The organism is Corallincola holothuriorum, from assembly GCF_003336225.1.
GTDB lineage: Bacteria > Pseudomonadota > Gammaproteobacteria > Enterobacterales > Neiellaceae > Corallincola > Corallincola holothuriorum.
Genome location: NZ_QPID01000010.1, coordinates 163,137 through 183,585, shown reverse-complemented (window position 1 = coordinate 183,585; position 20,449 = coordinate 163,137). Strand labels below are relative to the sequence as shown.

The following is a 20,449-nucleotide window of genomic DNA, read 5'->3' as shown; positions in this document are numbered from 1 at the left end:
AGTGCTGATCCAGCAGCGTTTGCAGTGTCCTTTTCATGGACTAAGCTATAGCAAACCACTGTTTATTTATCCAGCAATCTAGCAAAAAAAGACTTCCCCGAGGCCTGCCTCGGCGAGTACAACGCTAGATAGAACTACACGGACCATCTATCTGGATAAAGGGGCCATGTATACCTATCACCCCAAACCGGAAAGATCCCGTCTAACCTACTTTTTATTAATTAGTAATTTGATCATAACTTACTGATTAGTCGATTTTTACTCTCTTTTTCACAAAATACGCCGAAATTAGCGGCAGATCGTGATTTGACAGACATCACATGCACATCCATACAGTGTTGTGCTTTTATCCAGTAAAAATCAGCGCATCGCTATAATGCCCACCCTAAAAAAATCTCCGCCCATTCAGGCCTCTAGCCACTACACTTTTAACTATGGTTACTCACTGACTTCATTGCGGATTTTTCACCTATGCGCTTTATACCCAATGCCAGCACACTGCGACTATTGCCTGTTTTCCTGTTAACCAGTTTTCCTTGTGCGGCCTTTGAGGCACACCAGGAATCGATCTCCGCACTCAGTCACCCCTTGGCGATCTTCGCGCTGTGCATCTTTTTTATCGCCTACGCGCTGGTGATCTTTGAAGAGCAACTGAACTTGCCTAAATCCAAGCCAATGATTAATGCGGCGGGGATCTTATGGGTGCTGGCCGCCTTAGTTGGCGCGGAGATGGGCATGAGCCGGGAAGCACTGGAGGCCGCAGTCACCCATAACCTGTCGGAGTTCGCCGAGCTGTTTCTGTTCCTGTTGGTCGCGATGATCTACATAAATGCACTGGAAGAGCGCAACGTGTTTGAAGCATTAAAGGGCTATTTGGTTGGCAGAGGGCTCAGTTACCAGCAGCTATTCTGGGCCACCAGCATCATCGCTTTTTTCCTGTCGCCAATTGCCGATAACCTGACTACCGCCCTGATCATGGGCGCAGTCGTGATGGCGGTGGGTAAGGAGAGCAGCCAGTTTATTGGTCTCACCTGTATCGCCATTGTCATTGCCGCCAATGCGGGCGGTGCTTTCTCACCATTTGGCGATATTACCACCTTGATGGTTTGGCAATCGGGGCGCATTGAGTTTACCGAATTTTTTCAGCTGTTTTTGCCGGCGATCGCCAACTACATCGTGCCGGCGCTGATCATCTCGCGATTTATTCCTGCAGGTAAGCCACCCGCGATCGAAGACAGGGTCAAGGTTAAACGGGGGGGTTACCTAAGTTGCTTGCTGTTTATTACCACCATCTGTCTGGCAGTGACTTTTGAAAACGCCCTCGGCCTGCCACCTTATCTGGGCATGATGTTTGGGCTATCACTGCTGTTTTTATCTATCTACCTTGGTTCGCAGTTTCTTGCCGATGACCACGAAGACAGAGATTTTAATACGTTCAGTAAATTGGCAGTTCCGGAATGGGACACCCTACTGTTCTTCTTTGGTGTGATGTACTGTGTCGGTGCCCTCGGCTTTCTTGGCTATCTTACCGCCGCCTCTGGCGTTATGTATGGCGATTGGGGCGCTACGCCAGCCAATATTGCCGCCGGCGTGATCTCTTCTGTGATCGATAATATCCCGGTGATGTTTGCCATTCTGACCATGGCGCCCGAGATGGATCATTTCCAATGGCTGCTGATCACCTTCACTGCTGGTGTTGGCGGCAGCTTACTGTCGGTGGGGTCCGCAGCAGGCGTGGCCTTAATGGGAGCTGCCAAAGGGCATTACACCTTTATGTCACACCTGAAATGGAGCTGGACCATCGCTTTAGGCTATGGTGCCGGCATCGGCGTGCATTTTTTGGTCAACGGCTAATGCCATAAAACAAGCTTGATAAAGGTCACTAACCGAATACGGCTTGGTTTATATACTGTGGTGAAACCGTCATCGCGCATCGCGATAGATTTTAAGGATCTCAAAATGAGCCCTCGTTCCACCTTGCTTGCGCTATCCGTCATCAGCAGTCTCATCTGCAGCACAGCGGTTAACGCTGATGATATCGCTATAGGAAAACAGAAAGCGACGACCTGTGCCGCCTGCCATGGCGAACAGGGCGTTTCGGTGATCCCCATGTATCCCCATCTGGCGGGACAGCAAGCCGTGTACTTTGAAAATCAGATGAAAGCGTTTCGCAGTGGTGCGCGACCAAACCCGATCATGGGTAATTTGGCCAAGCCACTCTCTGATGAGGATATCCGCCAACTCGCGCTCTATTACGCCAGCCTGAAGTTGTAGCAGACAGCAAAACCAAAACGACGAACATCATCATAAAATCGAACAAAACAGGCGATAAGTTGCGCTTTTAGTTCTTTATAATCGGATCTAATCTCTCCTCATACCCACAGGAGGAGAGTCTGATGATCACTATTCGCCCAGCCAATGAACGTGGACACGTCAACTTAGGTTGGCTAGACAGCCGCCACAGCTTTTCTTTCGGCCACTACTACGATCCTCAACATATGGGGGTGTCAGCCCTGCGGGTGATCAATCAGGATATCGTGCAACCAGGTGGCGGCTTTGGCACTCACCCCCATCAGGATATGGAGATCCTCTCTTACGTATTGAAAGGCACTCTCGAGCACCAAGACAGCATGGGGCATATTCAACGGCTCACGGCCGGTGAATTCCAATTAATGAGTGCTGGTACCGGGATCAGCCACTCGGAATACAATGGCTCAAATACTGAAACGGCTGAGTTCTTACAGATCTGGATCCAACCTGATCAACTTGGGCTGACGCCTGACTACCAACAGAAAAGATTCCGTGGGGAGGGAATGATCAAAGTAGCTTCTCCAGACGGCACTGAAGGCAGTTTAACTGTCCATCAAGACGCAACCGTGTATCTGGCAAGGTACGCAAAAACCACAACAGCGCAGCTGGAATTGCCAGCCGGGCGCCAAGGCTACTTGCAACTGATCAAGGGGTCTATAGATCTGGAACATCATCAGCTAGCTGCTGGTGATGGCCTTAATGTGAGTGCCAGCCATGATATGCAACACCTGATAGTTGAAAATGCCCCAGACAGTGAATGGCTATGGTTTGATCTACCCGCAACACATTAACGAGGCATTGCCTTAGGCAAACGCACTGGTTAATATGTCGCCGCTTTCACTTACCAACTTGCAGGAGGTCACCATGCGATTAGCAACAAACCTATGCAAGCCTGTTCTGGGTTAACACGCCTTTCTGTTTGCCCAGCCAGCCGGCTTGCCAATTCATCTATTTGTATCATCACTATGGAATTGGGATATGGGCAACTATGTTCAATCAATGTCGTGCCAACGGTTATCGATGGCCGACCTGCAAAATCAAACTAAAAATATCTGGCAAACCAACACCGTTTTCGTGCCTATGGGCAGGGGAGACGGCAGATGTTGATATTGCAATTAAGCGCTGGCCAGGGGCCTGCTGAGTGTTGTTTGGCCGTCGCCAAAGCATATGCCTGCCTGCTAAAAGAAGCAGACAAGCATGGGCTATCGGTATCTGTCATAGAATCAGTCGAAGGCGCTGAAAAAGGCACCTTTGCTTCGATACTGTTGAGTATCGACGGCGAGAACGAACGGCAGTTTGCAAACCAGTGGCAGGGGGTGATCCAGTGGATCTGTGTCAGCCCTTACCGGCCGCGACATAAGCGGAAAAATTGGTTTATTGGCTGTGAGCTGTTTGCCTCAAGCAATACCGCTGGAGACAACAAAATCAGCTATCGTGCTTGTCGTGCCAGTGGTCCGGGCGGTCAGCATGTCAACAAGACTGATTCGGCGATCCAAGCGACGCACCTTGCCACCGGCATTAGTGTCAAAGTCACCTCTGAACGCAGTCAGCACGCCAATAAGCGCTTAGCGACACAGTTAATCGCTTACAAGCTAGCAAAACTGGCTGATTCAGCCGTGGCAGCGAAGAAACAACAGCAGTGGCAGAGCCACTTGACCCTAGAGCGGGGCAATCCGGTGAAGCTGTTTAAAGGCAGTGAGTTCAGGCTAGTGAAATAGCATGAACATTTAAGTGGATAGATCGATAGCGCAGGCCAACAATGCCTGCGCTATCTTTTTACTTAGCCGTTATAAGCACCGCTGGAATAATGCAGCTCATAGCTATGGCTATAGATCTCAACAATATTACCGAACGGGTCTTCCATGTAGATCATACGGTAAGGCTTTTCACCTGGGTAATAGTAACGCGGCGCTTTCATCCGCTTTTTACCACCCGCCGCCACAATCTTTTCAGCTAACTCTTCCAGATTCGGATCTTGAACACAGAAATGGAACACACCAGTTTTCCAGTATTCAAAGTTGTCTTCCGGGTTCTGCTGATTTTTAAATTCGAACAGCTCCACGCCAATACGATCGCCGGTGGAGAGATGGGCAATACGAAAATGCTCCCACCCCGCGCCAAATACGTCAGTACACATCTCGCCGATGGCACTGTCATCTTCAGTGATATCCGTGGGTTCCATGATCAGGTACCAGCCCATGACTTCGGTATAGAATTTTACCGCAGCATCCAAATCAGGCACTGAGATACCGATATGGGAAAAGGTACGTGGATAAGGCGTTGGTTGATTGCTTGTCATAACTAATACTCTCTTCGTTGGGAACGAGAGCAAGTATAGGGAACAGTTGTGATAATATTAAATTATCATAAATTATGATTTTAATAATATTTAGAAATGATAAATCCAACCCATTTAAGAACCTTTTTGGTACTGGCTGAAACCGGACATTTCACCCACACCGCCGAACAGCTGCATATGACACAGCCCGGTGTTAGCCAGCACATCATGAAACTGGAAGCCCACTTGGGTACGCCACTGCTGCATCGATTTGGCAAACGATTTGAGCTCACGGAAGCGGGACGAACATTGCAACAGTATGCTCAGGCACAAATGGCGGCAGAGCAAAATCTAATTGAGCAGTTGGCCAGCGATGAAGGAGAGCAAGGTGAGTGCCGTTTGGCATGCTCCGGCGCCATTGCCAATCAGCTTTACCCTGAGCTACTGTCACTGCAACAACGCTGCCCGGCCTTGCAGATAAAGCTCGAAGCTGCGCCAAACGAAAGCATCATTGCCGATGTTAAAGAGAATCACTGTGAATTAGGTTTGATCACCCGTGCAGTGAACGATCCCGCACTACAACAAGAAACACTGGGACAAGATGAACTTTGCTTAGTGATGCCAGCAGGCTCTGAATTCAGTTGGCAGCAACTGCAAGCGCTAGGATTTATTAATCATCCCGATGGTCATCATTATGCCACGGCAGCGCTGGCGGCGAATTTTCCAGCGCAGTTTATTGGCATGTCAGAAATTAATGAAGCCGGCTATATCAATCAACTCAACCAGATATTACTGCCGATAGCCCGAGGAATAGGTTTTACTGTGCTACCCGCATCGGCACTGCATGATTTTCCTTACGCTGGGCAGATCTGCTGTGCATCACTGTCGCAACCGGTCACTGAAACCGTCTACCTAATCAGCAAAAAGCATCGCCCCTTGGGCAAACGCTATGAGCATATAAAAGAGGTTATCTATCAACAGTGGCAACAGCAATAACAAGCAGAATAAGTGCTATACGCTGTGATGCTGCCTACCAATATCCAGACATTGCGAGAACGAAGGAGTCCGTATCAACACCTGTGGTGCGCTGCGTTCGCGAGCCGATGTAACCCAGTTTGATCCCCAAATGGCGGTTAATCGGAATGCCGACACTGGCGGCAAACAGCAACTCCTCTTTGCGGCTGTCTTTCTCAACACCGTCAACGGTCGGCTTCGCACCGTAATCGTATGCAGCACTGATACTGCCCCAAATACCGGGGCGATGAGTATAAATAAGATGACCACTCAACACATAGAGCGGATCATTCTCTAGTTTCTTGCCACCATAAAAGTCATCATTGTCGAAATAGATCACCGCCCTCGCCGTACTTTCAAACGACCATTGACCACGGGTGTGGATCGCGCCAATCTGTGGACGCAATGTATAGCGATTCGTACCCAGATTAATCAGCTTATCCGACATGTAGTCACCGGTAGGCAGTTGTACCGAGATACCGGCTCCAACAATTGTTTCATTAGGGTTGGCTTTACGATAGGCAACAAACTCTTTGCCCTCTAGCGGTGGCGAGCCATACAAATTCACCGCGAACCGAACAAGGGTGTCGGTAGCGCCATCACGAGAAGTTGACGCCGCCTCACCGTCAAGGATGCCAGTCCAATGCCCTTTCTGATAGCCCTGTGCCACGCCGATACGGGCACTTTTATCGAACAGTTCAAAGGTGCGAATATACTTGGCCACCCAAGTGTCTACCGTCGCTTCTGCCTCTTCAATTTTAAGCACCGGATCGAAGTCTATATCGGCTTTGGTGCTGGCATAGCCCGCACCGAGGAAATTGGTATTGATAGGGAGATGCGCCCAACGGCGAGGTTCAAGATCTTCAGCTTGCAGGTGCAACGAAACAAACAAAGTACACAAAGCCAGCAAACCTTGCAAGGCAACAGATTTCAACAAACTAATGCGCAGTGCCACAACCGATCCTCCATAACAATTTTCTCAATCCAATATCTACTGATTGATAAAAACGAACGGCCTCTAAAGCACATTCCGCTTTTCAAGCAGCTTGAGCTGCATCTGGTCGTAAACTTCTTTGGTGATGAGCCCTTGTTCGAATAGCTTTTTAAGCTCATCAAGCTCTTCTTTGATGTCCACAACGACTACCACTTCAGCTTCTTTCTTTTTCGCCAATTCAGCCGAAATACGCGGTAACACTCTTATGACATCTTTTTTTATATTGCTGATCCAGCCGCGAGGATAATAATCATTCCGTGTCACTTGCCCGATCGTCATAGGGTCTGTTGACTGTTGTAAACGAAAGGCTGTTGTTTTGATGGTGACCTTGCGCTCGGTATAATCAATAATGAGATCAGCTTCCGTCCCACGCTTATACAAATGAGACAATATGCGAGGGTCATCTCTGTTATCAACTACCCAACCTCGGTAGTTCAACGAATAGATAATTGCCTCTCCAACAGCTTCAACAGTCGCATCATCGACACCAACATAAAACGAAGTCGTCTTTTCAAGCGCTTGCCCAGAAAATGACATTGCGAAAAATAGCACGCAAGCCAATGCACTTTTCAGTTGCTTAGACATTTACATATTCCTTGATGTTACAAAACAGACAGTGCCTACTCAAAGGATATTAACATAATGGTAACTTAAGGCTATTTCTAAGCTATCAGGCAGAAAGCTTGCGGTATTAACGATTTGTAGAGCTACGGCAATAAAGATCAAGAATCAAGTTGTTGTTCAGCGCCCCAGCAGGTGGTCACAAATCACTTCCAGAAACGGATCGCCGAAGCGCGACAATTTTCGCTCACCGACGCCGCTGATCTGCAACAGTTCCACTTCGCGAGTTGGCTTTTCCTGCGCCATCTGTAGCAGAGTGGCGTCATTGAATACGACATAAGGTGGCACACCTTCATCTTCAGCCAGCTTTTTACGCAAGCCACGGAGGCGGGCAAACAGTCGGCGGTCATCTCCCTCCAACTCAATTTGCCGCTTTTGACTAGCCAGTTTAACCCGTGGCACCGCCAGCTCCAGCGCCTGTTCCCCTTTGAGTACGGGACGCGCGGCTTCGGTCAAACGCAAAATCGAGCTTTGCGTGATGTCCTGCACCAGCAAGCCTAGGTGCACCAACTGACGAACAACGCTAAGCCAATGTTCCGGCGGCTGATCTTTGCCTATGCCCCAGGTGGATAGTTTGTTGTGGCCGTACTCTTTGACGCGTGCGTTGTCAGCACCGCGCAGCACTTCCACCAGATAACCGGCGCCAAAGCGCTGACCCATCCGATAGATACAAGAGAGTACTTTCTGTGCATCGACAGTACCGCTATAGCGTTTGGGGGGATCCAAACAGATATCGCAGTTACCGCAGCTCTGCTTACGCTGCTCACCAAAGTAATGCAGCAATACCTGGCGACGACAGGTTTGCGCCTCAGAGAAAGAGGCCATCGCATTAAGTTTATGCTGCTCTACCTGCTGTTGGCGCGGGTTTTCGATGTTCTCCAGCAAGCGCCGCACTCGACTGATATCCGCAGGATCATAAAGCAACAGAGCTTCGGCAGGTAAACCGTCCCGCCCGGCACGCCCGGTCTCTTGATAATAGGATTCAATATTCTTCGGGATATCGTAGTGCACAACGAAACGCACGTTCGGCTTGTCGATACCCATGCCAAACGCTACCGTCGCTACGACAATCGCCAGCTCGTCTTTAACAAAACGCTCCTGTACCCGATTACGTAGCTTGATATCGATGCCGGCATGATAGGCATCGGCATCCACTCCCTTGGCCTTTAAACGCTCGGCGATCTCTTCCACCCGCTTACGACTGGTGCAATAGATAATGCCGCTCTGGCCTTTGCGGCCATGTAAATAGTCGCTGAGCTGGTCGAACGGTTTATATTTTTCAATCTGGTTATAACGAATATTTGGTCGGTCAAAGCTACCAAGAAACAAAAACGGCTGCTGCAGTGCCAACTGACCGATAATATCAACGCGGGTCGCATGATCCGCCGTAGCGGTCAACGCCGCGACAGGCACATGGGGAAAAAGCTGCTTAAGCTGCCCCAAGGCTGCGTACTCAGGACGGAAATCATGCCCCCACTGACTCACACAGTGGGCTTCATCAATGGCGAACATCGACAAGTTCACTTGCCGCAAGCGCTCCAGAAAATTGGCCTGTAGCAGGCGTTCCGGCGCGACATAAAGCAACTTCAATTCACCGTGGGCTAATGCCGACAATGTTTTTATCTGTTGTTCTCGGCTAAGGGTCGAGTTCAGGTAAGCCGCGCTAACGCCATTACTGACCAATTGATCCACCTGATCTTTCATCAAAGCGATCAGCGGAGAAACCACCACCGTCAAGCCATCACGCACCAGCGCGGGGATCTGATAACAGAGCGACTTTCCCGCCCCTGTCGGCATGATCACCATGGCATCGGCACCAGCAGCTAGGGCACTGACCACCTCGGATTGTCCGGGACGAAAACTGTCGTAGCCAAACACACTGTTCAGCGTGGCTAACGCCCTCTGCAACAAGGGATCACTCTGTTCCAGTCGACTTGAGTCGACGGCTATCGCAGCAGATGGAACGGCAGAACCAGGATTCATTGACTAAGGGGCGCTCTTCTATTGGTCACCGGTTTGGCGAACAGGCAGGCTAGTTTACTTGCCGCAGCGCACTTTGTCTTGAGGCATCGGGCGTTTATCACACCGGCACCGACTGGCGTTAATAAACTCTCTTTTTGAACAGTGCGTTATCACTAAAAAATGACATCGAAAAGTTGCGCCACAGACAAATCAGACCAACAATTGAATAATTACTCTAAACCACCGGTTGTTATCATGGCTGACCAACACACTCCGCAACAGACACGCGTAGCACCTGACTTGCCACCCAAGCTGGCCGCCATTGCCCACCTGTTTACTGATCAAATGCCGTTTAATCGCAGCTTGGGGCTTTCCATCCCTTACTTCACTTGCGACAAAGTGGAGGTGCATTTCGCTATGCATGAGGGGCTGATCGGCAATCCAATACAACGCATTCTCCACGGCGGTGTCACTGCTTCAGTATTGGATGTAGCGGGAGGCTTGATTGCCATCGCTAACTTTCTCGAGAAATCAGACACGATGGATCAAGCACTGCTGAATAAGAAGCTCGCCAAAATGGGTACCATAGATATGCGGGTGGATTACCTGCGTCCTGGTCGCGGTGAGCACTTTGTCGCCAGCGCCGAAGTGATACGTTCTGGCAGTCGAGTCAGCGTCTGTCGAATGGAGCTACACAATGAAAAAGGTAGCCAGATAGCTTTTGGCACCGGCGCATACATGATGGGGTAGCATATTTATCGTTCAGTCAGCAGGCTAAGGTCCCACCGCGCCTGTAACACGTTCCCCTTTCTACGCTATAACTTGTGAGCCAGTTCACATATCGACATCGAGTTTGTTCTAACGCAAATTGCGTCCGTTATCCGACCTCTATAGTCTGCTTCAGCAAATAACCGCATTTCAGTACTGCACCATGTCCAGAAGGATGAACCATTCGGGACATAAAAACAGCCAACTATCACCCTGTTAAGTTGGCTACTTGCAGCACCTATAGGAGATGAAACGCGCTATGAATCCATTGCATCAGCCTGCCCAGATATGGGTCCATGCCCCTGCTTCTCTTCATCGCATAATCAACAGCTTACCGGACCAACCCGCCTACCGTCAGGCGCTGGTAACGAAGTTTGCGGCGGCGAAAAAAAATGGCGTTGATGGCATTATCGTGCCGATCAGCTGGCGTACTGTGGCGCCATTTCACCCTGACAATGTCGAGCAGGCGCAACGTTGGCAAGGCTATCTCAGCCTGTTTTCATTGATCCGTCAGGCACAACTGAAACTGATCCCTGAATTTAATATCGGTGCTTCTGGGGTCAGTGAAGCAGGAACCCCCCACCTGTTACCCGACTGGTTTTGGGGCAAGCTAGGGCACGAACAGCCCGCAGACTGGCCACAGGATAGCTTAAAATATGTCGACCAACTGGGTAATGACACAATTTCCGCTCCCAGCCTGTGGGCGAGAGAGCTCTACACCCCTTATGTCAGCCAGTGGCTAAAAGCGTTTTTTCATCATGCTGCCGAATTTCAATCATGTATTCCGCAAATTTTGCTCGGTGCCGGGCCTGACGGCGAAGTACGTTTCCCTATTTTAGATGCATTGATTGAACCCGCCGACCAACACCAGCTCGGCGTTTTTAGTGGCATCGCAGTAGACAGCTTTGAACAGGCCATGCTCTCTCAGTATGGTGAAAAAGCGGCCTGGTATCGTGCTTGGGAGGTAGAAGATGACGCTCTGACTGCCAATGATTTACTCGGGCAGATACAGCAGCAGATCAACACCTTACTCGCCGACAACACACGAAGCTCGAAGCCGATCAGCGATTTCTACCGCTGGTATCAATCACAGCTAATTACATTCAGTGCAGAGACCCTGTCGTCGCTCAGCCAAACCCTGCCAGAGCAATGGTCTTGTGGTTTTGGTTTGCGCGTTCCAGTGTCACTCAACGCCAGTAACGACCATGCTGATCAACACGCTTTGGCTTTAGCAGGGGTCGCTCTGGATCATGAGACCGCATTATTTAGCCGCTTGTTTGATGCCTTAAGCAAGATAGAACTGAACTCCGACGCAAACTCACTTTGCGTCTTGTTGTCGGGTGTCGAATCCACCCAGCCCCATTATCAAATGAGCGACTGGGTAGGGCGCGCCGGTGAGCTAGGCATCCAACTGTATGTGGAAAACCGCCAGGCCAATGCACTAGATGACCATTTGGCGTGGGACAAACTGATGCAACGTAGCCTGCAGCAAACCGGGGTTGCCGGTTGGGCGCTGCGGGATCTGGATTCGGTGTTAGACACCGAACAAGCCGGTGCGGCCAGGTTGCGTCAACTCGGCCGAATGAAACATGGCATGGGTAAAGTCGGCCAACAGTTAGGACGTAAGAGCTTCCGGGTGATGGGGCCACTGCATCTGAAAGTGGGTAACCAGCTGATGATGTTGCAAGAGGAGAACTGGATCGAATTTGAACGGGAGATCCGGCAACTTCGGAAAATCGGTGTCAGTGCCATATCAACTGACCTTTGGTGGGGACTCATCGAGGGGCGCCAACCGGGCCTATTCGACTGGACCTACTATGACCGCATGGTCGAGGTGTTGGCAGCGAATGAGATGCATTGGGTACCCATCCTGTCATTTCATCAGGCGGGAGGTAACGTTAATGATGACTTCATGCAGACCATTCCACTGTGGCTGTGGGGTAAATTAATCGAAAACCACGATGAACTGGAGTCGGTGCGGGATCTGCAATATGTCAGTGAAACGGGGGATACATCGATGGAGTATGTATCGCTCTGGGCCGATGAATATGTGGTGCCCTACTACCGGCAGTTTATGCAGGCCTTTCGTGATCACTACCAAGATCGTGCCGACCTGATTGATGAGATTAATGTCAGCTTGGGCCCTGCTGGTGAGCTTCGCTACCCCAGCTACAATGCCCACGATTGGGGTGAATACCCCAACCGCGGCACACTACAATGCTTTAGCCGTCTTGCCGAGCAACGCTGGAAAAGTCACCTGAAGCAAAAATTCAAAACCGTAAAAGCCCTTAACTACGCCTTCAACGGCCAACACAAGAGCTTTGACAGCGTTGCCATTCCTGATCCACATCCGCTGTTTGAACAGAAGAACTATCTCTACTCCAGCTGGGCCCGCGAATTCCTCACTTGGTATCAAGGAGAGCTGATTCAGCATGGACGCGGCATTCTTGAATGTGCCAACGACGTATTCAGTGAGGGCGCGATGGCGAACGTGCCACTGGGAGTCAAAGTACCAGGCATTCATTGGGAGATCAGTGATCCGGCGATGCCCCGAGTCGCTGAGATCACGGCAGGTTTAGTCGCGCCTCATCCAGAGCTTGGCCCCCACAATCGTGGTGAATATGTCAAACTGCTCGGTCAGTTGGTGCCCTCTCATCTGCGGGAGAAAGTTATTCTGCATTTCACCTGCCTGGAGATGATCAATAAAGATTATGAAGGCTATTCTCGTGCAGAAGACCTGGTTAACTGGGTGGCAGATGCGGCGGCCGAGCTAGGCATTAGCCTAATGGGTGAGAACGCCCTAGCTGGCGAGCTTTATGGCAAACAGGGATGGCAGCAGATCGCCCGCGCACTCGACCGTCAGCCTGGTTTTGGTGGGATCACCCTGTTGCGGATGCAAAACCTGTTTGATGACCATCCCACACCGATGAAAGAGCTGACCCGACTGATCAATAAAGCGCAATGATCGCATTTTTTGCGACCTCAACTTTTAGTTAGCCCGTTAAGTTCGCAGTTTGCCCATTCAGTAACAAACTGAATGGGCAGCATAATGTTTTCTGTTCTAGATTTAGAGTTACTTTAACTGCGATCTGGAGCATGCCCACGTGCGACGTACCCTGACCCTGTTCTTCACGCTATGCTGTTTCAGCTTTAGCATGCATGCAGCCCCGCTGATCCACAACCCGGTCGCCAGCGATAGCGAAGCACTGTTCCTCGACATCTTAAAGTTAGCGCTTTCCAAATCTGCACCCGGCACCAAATATCAGGCTTTGAGCGAGCCGGTCAACCAAGCCCGCGGGATGGAGATGATCGATGCCGGTAAGATGTCGGTAATGTGGGCAGGCACCACACCCGATTTTGAAAAAAGAATGGCACCGGTGCGTATCCCGGTACTTAAGGGCTTGCTCGGCCATCGTATATTCATCATCCGCGGCAACGATCAAGCGCGTTTCAGCGCCATCAAGAATCTTGCCGACCTAAAAAGGTTAACCGCTGGCCAAGGGCGATTTTGGGGTGACACGTTTATCTTGCAGGCAAATGATATTCCGGTGGCAACCACCATCAAATACCACAACCTGTTTCCTATGTTAGAAGGTGGCCGTTTTGATTACTTCCCCAGAGCGGTCAACGAACCTTGGGGCGAAGTTCAGAGAAACAAAGAGTTGGGACTTAAGGTCGATGACAACGTGCTATTGATCTACCCCTTTGCCATGTACTTCTTCGTCAATAAAGACGATAAAAAACTTCACGATCTAATTTACAAAGGCTTTGAAGCGGCGATCGCTGATGGCAGTTACGACAAGCTGTTCTTTAACCACCCGATGATTAAAGAGGCACTGCAACTGAGTAAACTCAAACAACGTACGGTGATCCGTCTGCCCAACCCGCTAATGGATCCGAAAACACCGGTTAATCGCAAAGAATTTTGGTTGGATATCAACAGCCTGTAACGCTCACTGGAGTCAAAAAGACGATGAATTCTATTACCAAAAAATCCATGGTGGCGCTCTCGGCAGCATCCTTGGTGGTTATGCTGATAATCTTCACGATCAGCTATATGGTCGCCCGTGGCGGCATCATGGAACGTCTCGACAATAATATGCGAGACACCAGCGAAGCCTTATCCGTGGTGATGCAGGAGCCGGTCTACAGTTACGACAAGGATCAGATAAAAACCATTCTGGAAACTTTCAGCAAGTATCCTTTTGTCTATCAAATTAAGGCAGTGGACCAGCGAGGCAAAGCCTTAGGTGATGTCACCCAAGCCGGTGACGAGCCGGCAGCTGCCGATATCGTCATGCAAACCGTCAATCTGCTGTGGGAAGGCAAAGATAAGATCGGCACCTTAGAGATCAGCTACCGCAAGGACAGCGCCAACGAACAGCTCACCGGCGTGTTGCTCACCTATTTAGTCATCGTCATCGTGCTGTTAATCGCATTACAGATCACCAACTTAATGACGCTGCGCTCATTGGTAGTTCAGCCAGTGCAGCAGGTGACAGATGCCTTGGGCGAAATAGCCGCGGGCGGCGGCGACCTCACCCGCCGACTGCACATCGATCGCGATGATGAGATCGGCTTGTTGGCCAATAACTTCGACCGTTTCATCGAACAACTGCATCAACTGCTCAGCTCAGTGGTTCACTCCGCAGAGGAGGTATCCGCTGCCGCCAACGAAATGACCCGCACAGTGCAAGGCACCACCCAAGCTACCGGCCAACAATTGCAAGAGACAGAGCAAGTCGCAACTGCACTTAACGAGATGTCTGCCAGCACCCATGAAGTTGCCCAGCATGCTAATCAGACCGCTGCCAGCACCCGTGAAACCACTGCGTTGGCAGAGGAGGGTGGCGGTATTGTTGGCCAGACTATTCAGCAGATTGAAGGGCTCGGCAATGATATGAGCGAAACTGCGGAGCGAATTTCGCAGTTACGGGATAACAGCGACAACATCGGCTCAATGCTGGAAGTGATTAAGAGTATTGCCGAACAAACTAACTTGTTAGCACTGAACGCAGCGATCGAAGCTGCGCGGGCAGGGGAACAAGGTCGAGGCTTTGCCGTCGTTGCCGATGAAGTTCGGAGCCTGGCACAACGTACGCAACAATCCACACAAGAGATTGAAGTGATCATCGAGCAGCTGCAATCCGCCGCCAACAATGCTTACGACGCCATGCAACTGAGTCGCACCGCTGTCGATAACACCATAGAGCAGTCACAAAGTGCCGGCCAGTCGCTTGATCAGATCCAGTTCAATATCACCAGCATCAACGATATGAACACCCAGATCGCCACCGCTGCGGAAGAACAAAGCTCAGTGGCAGAAGATATCAACCGCAACGTCACCTCGATCCACAGCCTGTCACAACAGGTCGAAGACGACGCCCAACTGATCCATCGCCACGGTGAAAAATTACTCGCGCTTAGTAGTGATTTGAAAGGGGAGCTAGGTAAGTTCAGCTTGTAGGACCGACTCTCTGGGAGGTAGCTAAGCAAGGCTATCTCCCGCCATCTCTCTCTGCTACTATCGCCGCGTTACCCTTCAGAACAACGGCAATGACAACCTCTATCGCTCGTCACGGTACCCTCTTCGCTTTAGCGGCCTATCTGATGTGGGGCGTTGCGCCTATTTACTTCAAACAGTTAGCAGGCATAAGCGCCCCTGAAGTGCTGATCCATCGTGTGGTTTGGTCGTTCCTATTGCTGCTGGTAGTGATCCTGCTAGCGGGGCGCTGGAATAAGGTACAACAGCTGTTTCGTCAGCCCAAATACCTTGCTCTGTTAACCCTTAGCTCAGTGCTAATCGCTGGTAATTGGGGTCTCTTCATCTGGGCGGTCTCCCACGACATGATGCTGGAGGCCAGCCTGGGCTATTACATCAACCCACTATTCAATGTCGTCGTGGGCATGTTATTCCTCGGTGAGCGCTTGCGCCCTTTACAGTGGGGAGCCGTCGCATTGGCTGCGGTTGGCGTACTCATCCCTCTACTTCAACTCGGTACCTTGCCCTGGGTTGCATTAACCCTTGCTAGTAGCTTCTGCCTCTATGGCTTGATCCGTAAACAGATCCCCGTAGATGCCCTCACCGGCTTATTGCTAGAAACCGCACTGCTACTGCCGCTAGCGCTCGTTTACTGGGCGAATCTCGACTCTGCCAGCAGTGACCTATCGGCAAATACCACCTACCTCAACACGCTGTTGATATCCGCCGGCGTGGTCACCACCTTGCCGTTACTCTGCTTTGCCGCCGCGGCTAAACGCATGCCATTATCAACCCTCGGCTTTTTCCAATATATAGGGCCCAGCTGTATGTTTTTATTAGCCATTGGCCTGTATGGCGAAGTACTGCAGCTCGAGCGATTAATTACCTTTGGCTTTATTTGGGCAGGGCTGGCGCTATTCACCTATGACAGTCTGAGAAAAAAACCTGACACGCTTGGTTGATATAAGGGTCAACAGAGAACCGATATCTGACACAAGCTAAAACGGGTGAGCACTCTCAAAGAGGGGCAAGCCGAGTACCACATTCACAATCCCTTTCGATACAGCCACTGTGACTGCACAGCCATGACTGATTAGTTGCGCGGACACCGGTGGCTTAGGCTATATTCTAATTAGTTAGGCCATTTATTAAATAGGGAAGTAATGGTGGTAGATCATGGTTGATAAAATCCAGCAAGCACACCGCACAACAGGCTCGCCCTGCGTCCGCAACTGCTGTTTGGACGATAACGATATCTGTCTGGGCTGCTTTCGCTCTCTCGAAGAGATATTGGCGTGGAGGGAGTCAAGTAAAGAGCATAAGGCACAGATGCTAGAGGAGTGCCTCATGCGCCGCAGTGAACGACAACGCTAACCAACAGCTTCATAGCTCTTACCCTATCAAATACCGCTGCTTCGCTGATGCATGCCATCCGAACAGTTGCCCCCCTTTAAAAATCATAAGCCACGGCTCACAGCAGCGCCGACCGCAACGCCATACTGTTTGGCTAGTTTTTCTTTATATCACGATGAATATTTTTCACTCGCCAAACTTCACCAATCAGCCGCAAACTGAGGGGGTCAATAACTTGGATTGTTAACACCACAATGAAGCCTATTTATCTGTTAAGTTTTTTTGTTTCCATCAGCAGTGCGGCCATTGCTGAACCCGCTCCGCCTTACGAGCAAGAAGAGGTAAGAATGCTTTGCGAAGAGTGGGCGGAAGCCGAGGAGGTCCCCTCCTCAGAACACCACCAGTTCCTAGCGAAATGCATGCAAGAAGAGCTGGAGGCGAGGGGCTATTACGACGAGCAAGCCACTGATGAACAGTTAGAGATGGAAGGTGAAGGCGACGACCCTTACGCGAAAGAGGTCGAACTCGACGAGCCTGCGCCAGAAGCGTATTAACGGCCCCAATAATCGATAGTTGACCGCTATGAAAGAGTTTATGAGTGACGAGCAGCATGACCGCAAGTTGAAAAGACAACTGCGGCAGCAGCGTAAAAAGCTAAAAAGTCATGATCAGCAAACAGACGACTGGGATGATCAATCACCACAAGCTCATGGTAAAAATCAAAAGAGATATAAAAACTAGCGAGCTCCCGCGTTAACCCGCGCAGGGGTGTCAAAACCCCTGCTATCTCCCCTAAGCAGATCCCAATACCAGCACCAAAATCAAGCGACCAATAGTGAGACACTACATCTGAATCCACTAATAAAAAGGCACCTAAACCATTGATTAATAAAGAATCAAAAAATATAAAAATTGGTACCTAGGCCAAAAAATCAAACTTAATCAATTGATTTTTCTTCCCAGAATAGTGACATTATTTTATCTGCCAAACCTGATCGATTGGCGACACCCTACTCAACTCAACAACATGGATAGTGAGACGAATGAAACCATCATACCTACTAGTTATTTTCTGCTGCTTTGGTGGTAAAGCATTTGCAGAGCCCGCCTCGGTATTTGCCGAAGATGAAGTGCGTCAACTCTGCCAAGAATGGGCTGACTCACAACAGATCCCAACGGTCGATCAAACCGAGTACCTAATGGATTGCATGGCTCAGGAACTGGAGGCGCGGGGTTACTTTGAAGAAGATAATTTCGATGAGCCGATGACAACGGCGCTCGATGAAGAGAGTGATGACCCCTACAGCGACAGCTATACAAACTAGCCTGCCACGGCAACGGGCTCTGTTACCTCGGTGACATAATGCGGCCGCATTATGTCATGGGGTGTTACCCATGACGCGGCCGAACCATTGTCGTCACCACTGTAAAACTATTCCACTATGGCGCAAGGAAGAGAGCCGACGAGCCCTGGGGCGTTACAACCCCTGTAGTCTGGCGTAGGCCACCACCAACCATTTACTGCCAGCATCGTCAAAATTAACCTGCACCCGGCTTTGCTCACCCACACCTTCGTAATTCAGCACGGTACCATCACCGAATTTCGGGTGTGCTACCCGCTGGCCTAAGTGCAATCCGCTTTCAGCAAACTGTGCCGGCGCTTGGCTAAAACGGTTAGGCTGCTGCACAGGCGCACTAACCACCTGCGAGCGAATACGGATCTGCTGTTGATACTTCTCCGGGATCTCTCGCAAAAAGCGAGAAGGGCGTTGATAATTCTCCCGGCCATAGATCCGTCGACTTTCAGCGTGACAGATATAGAGCTGCTGCATAGCACGGGTCATACCGACGTAGCAGAGGCGGCGCTCCTCTTCCAGACGCCCCGGCTCCTCGGAAGACATCTGACTGGGGAACATCCCCTCTTCAACCCCACCCATAAACACCAGTGGGAATTCGAGACCTTTGGCACTGTGCAGCGTCATCAGCTGCACAGCATCGTCAAATTCATCAGCTTGGGAATCACCCGCTTCCAGCGCAGCATGGGAAAGGAAGGCGTCCAGCGGCAGCATCGACTCGGCATCTTCCGGTGGCACAAAGCCGCGGGTGGCCGAAACTAACTCTTTCAGGTTCTCCACCCGTGTTTCCGCCTTCTCACCTTTTTCCGCCTGATACATCGCCATCAAACCTGAGCCATGGATCACCCGCTCAGTTTGACTGTGCAGGGGCAAATCATCAACGGTGTCATCCAACTGTTGCACCAAAGCGAGAAAGCCTTCCACCGCTTTCGCGGCACGACCGGCTAATCCCGTTTTCGCCAACAGGCTTTGGGCTGCCTGCCAAAGGGTACTGCCTTCGTCGCGCGCATGACTGCGCAAAATGCCTAGAGTGCGATCACCGATGCCACGGGTTGGCGTATTCACCACCCGTTCAAACGCGGCATCGTCATCCCGATTACTGATTAAGCGCAGGTAGGCCAACGCATCCTTGATCTCTTGCCGTTCAAAGAAGCGCTGACCACCATATATACGATAGGGCAACTGCGCTTGTAGCAGAGCCTCTTCCAGTACCCGAGACTGGGCATTACTACGATACAAGATAGCCGCGTCATTCAAGGCATTGCCGTCGTCCAACCACTGCTTGATCTGCCCGGCGATAAACCGCGCTTCATCCAGTTCATTAAAGGCGGCATACACAGAGATGGGCGCCCCCTCTTTACCATCGGTCCATAGATCTTTACCCAAGCGCCCAGCGTTATTAGAAATAAGGGCGTTGGCAGCATTGAGAATGGTCGCCGTGGAACGGTAATTTTGCTCCAACCGCACGGTATCAGCGGTAGGGAAGTCCTGCAGAAATTGCTGAATATTTTCCACTTTGGCACCGCGCCAACCGTAGATCGACTGATCATCATCACCAACAATCATCAGGTTGCCTTGACTGCCAGCCAATAGGCGCAACCACGCATACTGAATGCCATTAGTATCCTGGAACTCATCCACCAGAATATTGCCAAAGCGCTGCTGGTAATGGCGTAACAGATGTTCGTTGTCCCGCAACAGTTCATGGGCGCGCAATAGAAGTTCAGCAAAGTCGACCAGCCCCGCCAAGTCACAGGCTTGCTGATAGGCTCGATAAATATCCAGCTGCACCCGCGCCTGCGGATCATTGAAATGATCAATATGCTCTGGCCTTAAGCCTTCATCTTTCTGGCCATTGATATACCAGCATGCTTGCCGCGGTGGCCACTGCTTTTCATCCAGGTTCATCGCCCGGATCACCCGCTTAACCATCCGCAGCTGATCTTCAGCATCAAGGATCTGAAACCCTTCCGGCAGCTTGGCATCGCGGTAATGGGCACGCAACAAGCGATGCGCCAAGCCATGGAAGGTCCCTATCCACATACTGCGAACATTACTACCAAGCAATCTTTCCACCCGCCCGCGCATCTCTGCAGCGGCTTTATTGGTAAAGGTCACCGCCAGAATAGCGTGGGGAGAGAGCTGTTCCACCTGCATTAGCCAGGCGATACGATGCACCAGTACCCGAGTTTTACCGGAGCCAGCTCCTGCCAACACCAATTTGCTGCAGGGGGCGGCACTAACCACTTGTCGCTGATGCTCATTCAGGCCATCGAGCAGGTGAGAAACATCCATCAATACACTCTTGGAGA

General features: G+C 50.6%; 19 protein-coding genes. 14 read left to right on the top strand and 5 right to left on the bottom strand.

Going from position 1 to position 20,449, the window contains the following annotated elements:
• Window positions 1–471 precede the first annotated feature (471 nt).
• The 4 genes from nhaD (at window position 472) to prfH (ending at window position 4,028) form a co-directional block, all read left to right on the top strand.
• Window positions 472–1,854, top strand: a complete 1,383-nt coding sequence (gene nhaD / locus DU002_RS15885; protein ID WP_114339390.1) for a sodium:proton antiporter NhaD — start codon at window positions 472–474, stop codon at window positions 1,852–1,854.
• Between the two features lie 105 nt (window positions 1,855–1,959).
• On the top strand, window positions 1,960–2,274 hold the full coding sequence (locus DU002_RS15880) for a c-type cytochrome (protein WP_114339389.1): 315 nt from the start codon (window positions 1,960–1,962) through the stop codon (window positions 2,272–2,274).
• 122 nt (window positions 2,275–2,396) lie between these two features.
• Window positions 2,397–3,101 carry a pirin family protein gene (locus tag DU002_RS15875; RefSeq protein ID WP_114339387.1) on the top strand — a complete coding sequence of 235 codons (705 nt, stop codon included), beginning with the start codon at window positions 2,397–2,399 and terminating at the stop codon, window positions 3,099–3,101.
• Between the two features lie 309 nt (window positions 3,102–3,410).
• The gene (gene prfH / locus DU002_RS15870) at window positions 3,411–4,028 is read left to right on the top strand and encodes a peptide chain release factor H (protein ID WP_114339386.1); all 618 of its coding nucleotides are present in this window, start codon (window positions 3,411–3,413) and stop codon (window positions 4,026–4,028) included.
• 62 nt (window positions 4,029–4,090) lie between these two features.
• Here prfH and DU002_RS15865 read toward each other — a convergent pair whose 3' ends face one another.
• A complete protein-coding gene (locus DU002_RS15865; RefSeq protein ID WP_114339385.1) occupies window positions 4,091–4,609 on the bottom strand; it encodes a lactoylglutathione lyase family protein in 519 nt (172 codons plus the stop codon).
• Window positions 4,610–4,705: 96 nt separating this feature from the next.
• Here DU002_RS15865 and DU002_RS15860 point away from each other — a divergent pair, with 96 nt between their 5' ends.
• Complete coding sequence (locus DU002_RS15860; protein WP_114339384.1) at window positions 4,706–5,584, top strand: LysR family transcriptional regulator; 879 nt, start codon at window positions 4,706–4,708, stop codon at window positions 5,582–5,584.
• A 34-nt stretch (window positions 5,585–5,618) separates the two neighbouring features.
• On the opposite strand, the gene DU002_RS15855 is transcribed toward DU002_RS15860, so the two are convergent.
• From DU002_RS15855 to recQ, 3 genes are all read right to left on the bottom strand, one after another.
• On the bottom strand, window positions 5,619–6,557 hold the full coding sequence (locus DU002_RS15855; protein ID WP_114339383.1) for a transporter: 939 nt from the start codon (window positions 6,555–6,557) through the stop codon (window positions 5,619–5,621).
• A gap of 63 nt (window positions 6,558–6,620) precedes the next feature.
• Entirely contained in the window at window positions 6,621–7,181 is a 561-nt protein-coding gene (locus DU002_RS15850) for a hypothetical protein (protein ID WP_114339382.1), read from the bottom strand.
• Between the two features lie 156 nt (window positions 7,182–7,337).
• A complete protein-coding gene (recQ, locus tag DU002_RS15845) occupies window positions 7,338–9,200 on the bottom strand; it encodes a DNA helicase RecQ (protein ID WP_114339381.1) in 1,863 nt (620 codons plus the stop codon).
• A gap of 234 nt (window positions 9,201–9,434) precedes the next feature.
• Here recQ and DU002_RS15840 point away from each other — a divergent pair, with 234 nt between their 5' ends.
• The 9 genes from DU002_RS15840 (at window position 9,435) to DU002_RS15805 (ending at window position 18,107) form a co-directional block, all read left to right on the top strand.
• Window positions 9,435–9,929, top strand: coding sequence for a thioesterase family protein (locus DU002_RS15840; protein ID WP_114339405.1), 495 nt, complete (start codon window positions 9,435–9,437; stop codon window positions 9,927–9,929).
• Between the two features lie 277 nt (window positions 9,930–10,206).
• A complete protein-coding gene (locus DU002_RS15835) occupies window positions 10,207–12,912 on the top strand; it encodes a family 14 glycosylhydrolase (RefSeq protein WP_158538087.1) in 2,706 nt (901 codons plus the stop codon).
• A gap of 139 nt (window positions 12,913–13,051) precedes the next feature.
• Window positions 13,052–13,897: a substrate-binding periplasmic protein gene (locus tag DU002_RS15830; RefSeq protein ID WP_114339379.1), complete on the top strand. Its 846-nt coding sequence runs from the start codon at window positions 13,052–13,054 to the stop codon at window positions 13,895–13,897.
• Window positions 13,898–13,920: 23 nt separating this feature from the next.
• Window positions 13,921–15,414: a methyl-accepting chemotaxis protein gene (locus tag DU002_RS15825; RefSeq protein ID WP_114339377.1), complete on the top strand. Its 1,494-nt coding sequence runs from the start codon at window positions 13,921–13,923 to the stop codon at window positions 15,412–15,414.
• A gap of 89 nt (window positions 15,415–15,503) precedes the next feature.
• The gene (gene rarD, locus DU002_RS15820) at window positions 15,504–16,391 is read left to right on the top strand and encodes an EamA family transporter RarD (protein WP_114339376.1); all 888 of its coding nucleotides are present in this window, start codon (window positions 15,504–15,506) and stop codon (window positions 16,389–16,391) included.
• Window positions 16,392–16,605: 214 nt separating this feature from the next.
• Entirely contained in the window at window positions 16,606–16,803 is a 198-nt protein-coding gene (locus DU002_RS15815) for a DUF1289 domain-containing protein (RefSeq protein WP_114339375.1), read from the top strand.
• Between the two features lie 233 nt (window positions 16,804–17,036).
• Entirely contained in the window at window positions 17,037–17,336 is a 300-nt protein-coding gene (locus tag DU002_RS15810) for a hypothetical protein (RefSeq protein ID WP_114339374.1), read from the top strand.
• A 40-nt stretch (window positions 17,337–17,376) separates the two neighbouring features.
• Complete coding sequence (locus tag DU002_RS19385; protein WP_158538086.1) at window positions 17,377–17,523, top strand: hypothetical protein; 147 nt, start codon at window positions 17,377–17,379, stop codon at window positions 17,521–17,523.
• A gap of 302 nt (window positions 17,524–17,825) precedes the next feature.
• On the top strand, window positions 17,826–18,107 hold the full coding sequence (locus DU002_RS15805; protein WP_114339372.1) for a hypothetical protein: 282 nt from the start codon (window positions 17,826–17,828) through the stop codon (window positions 18,105–18,107).
• Between the two features lie 153 nt (window positions 18,108–18,260).
• On the opposite strand, the gene uvrD is transcribed toward DU002_RS15805, so the two are convergent.
• Window positions 18,261–20,432 (bottom strand): DNA helicase II, encoded by a 2,172-nt coding sequence (uvrD, locus tag DU002_RS15800; protein WP_114339371.1) that lies wholly within the window; start codon window positions 20,430–20,432, stop codon window positions 18,261–18,263.
• Window positions 20,433–20,449: the final 17 nt, after the last annotated feature.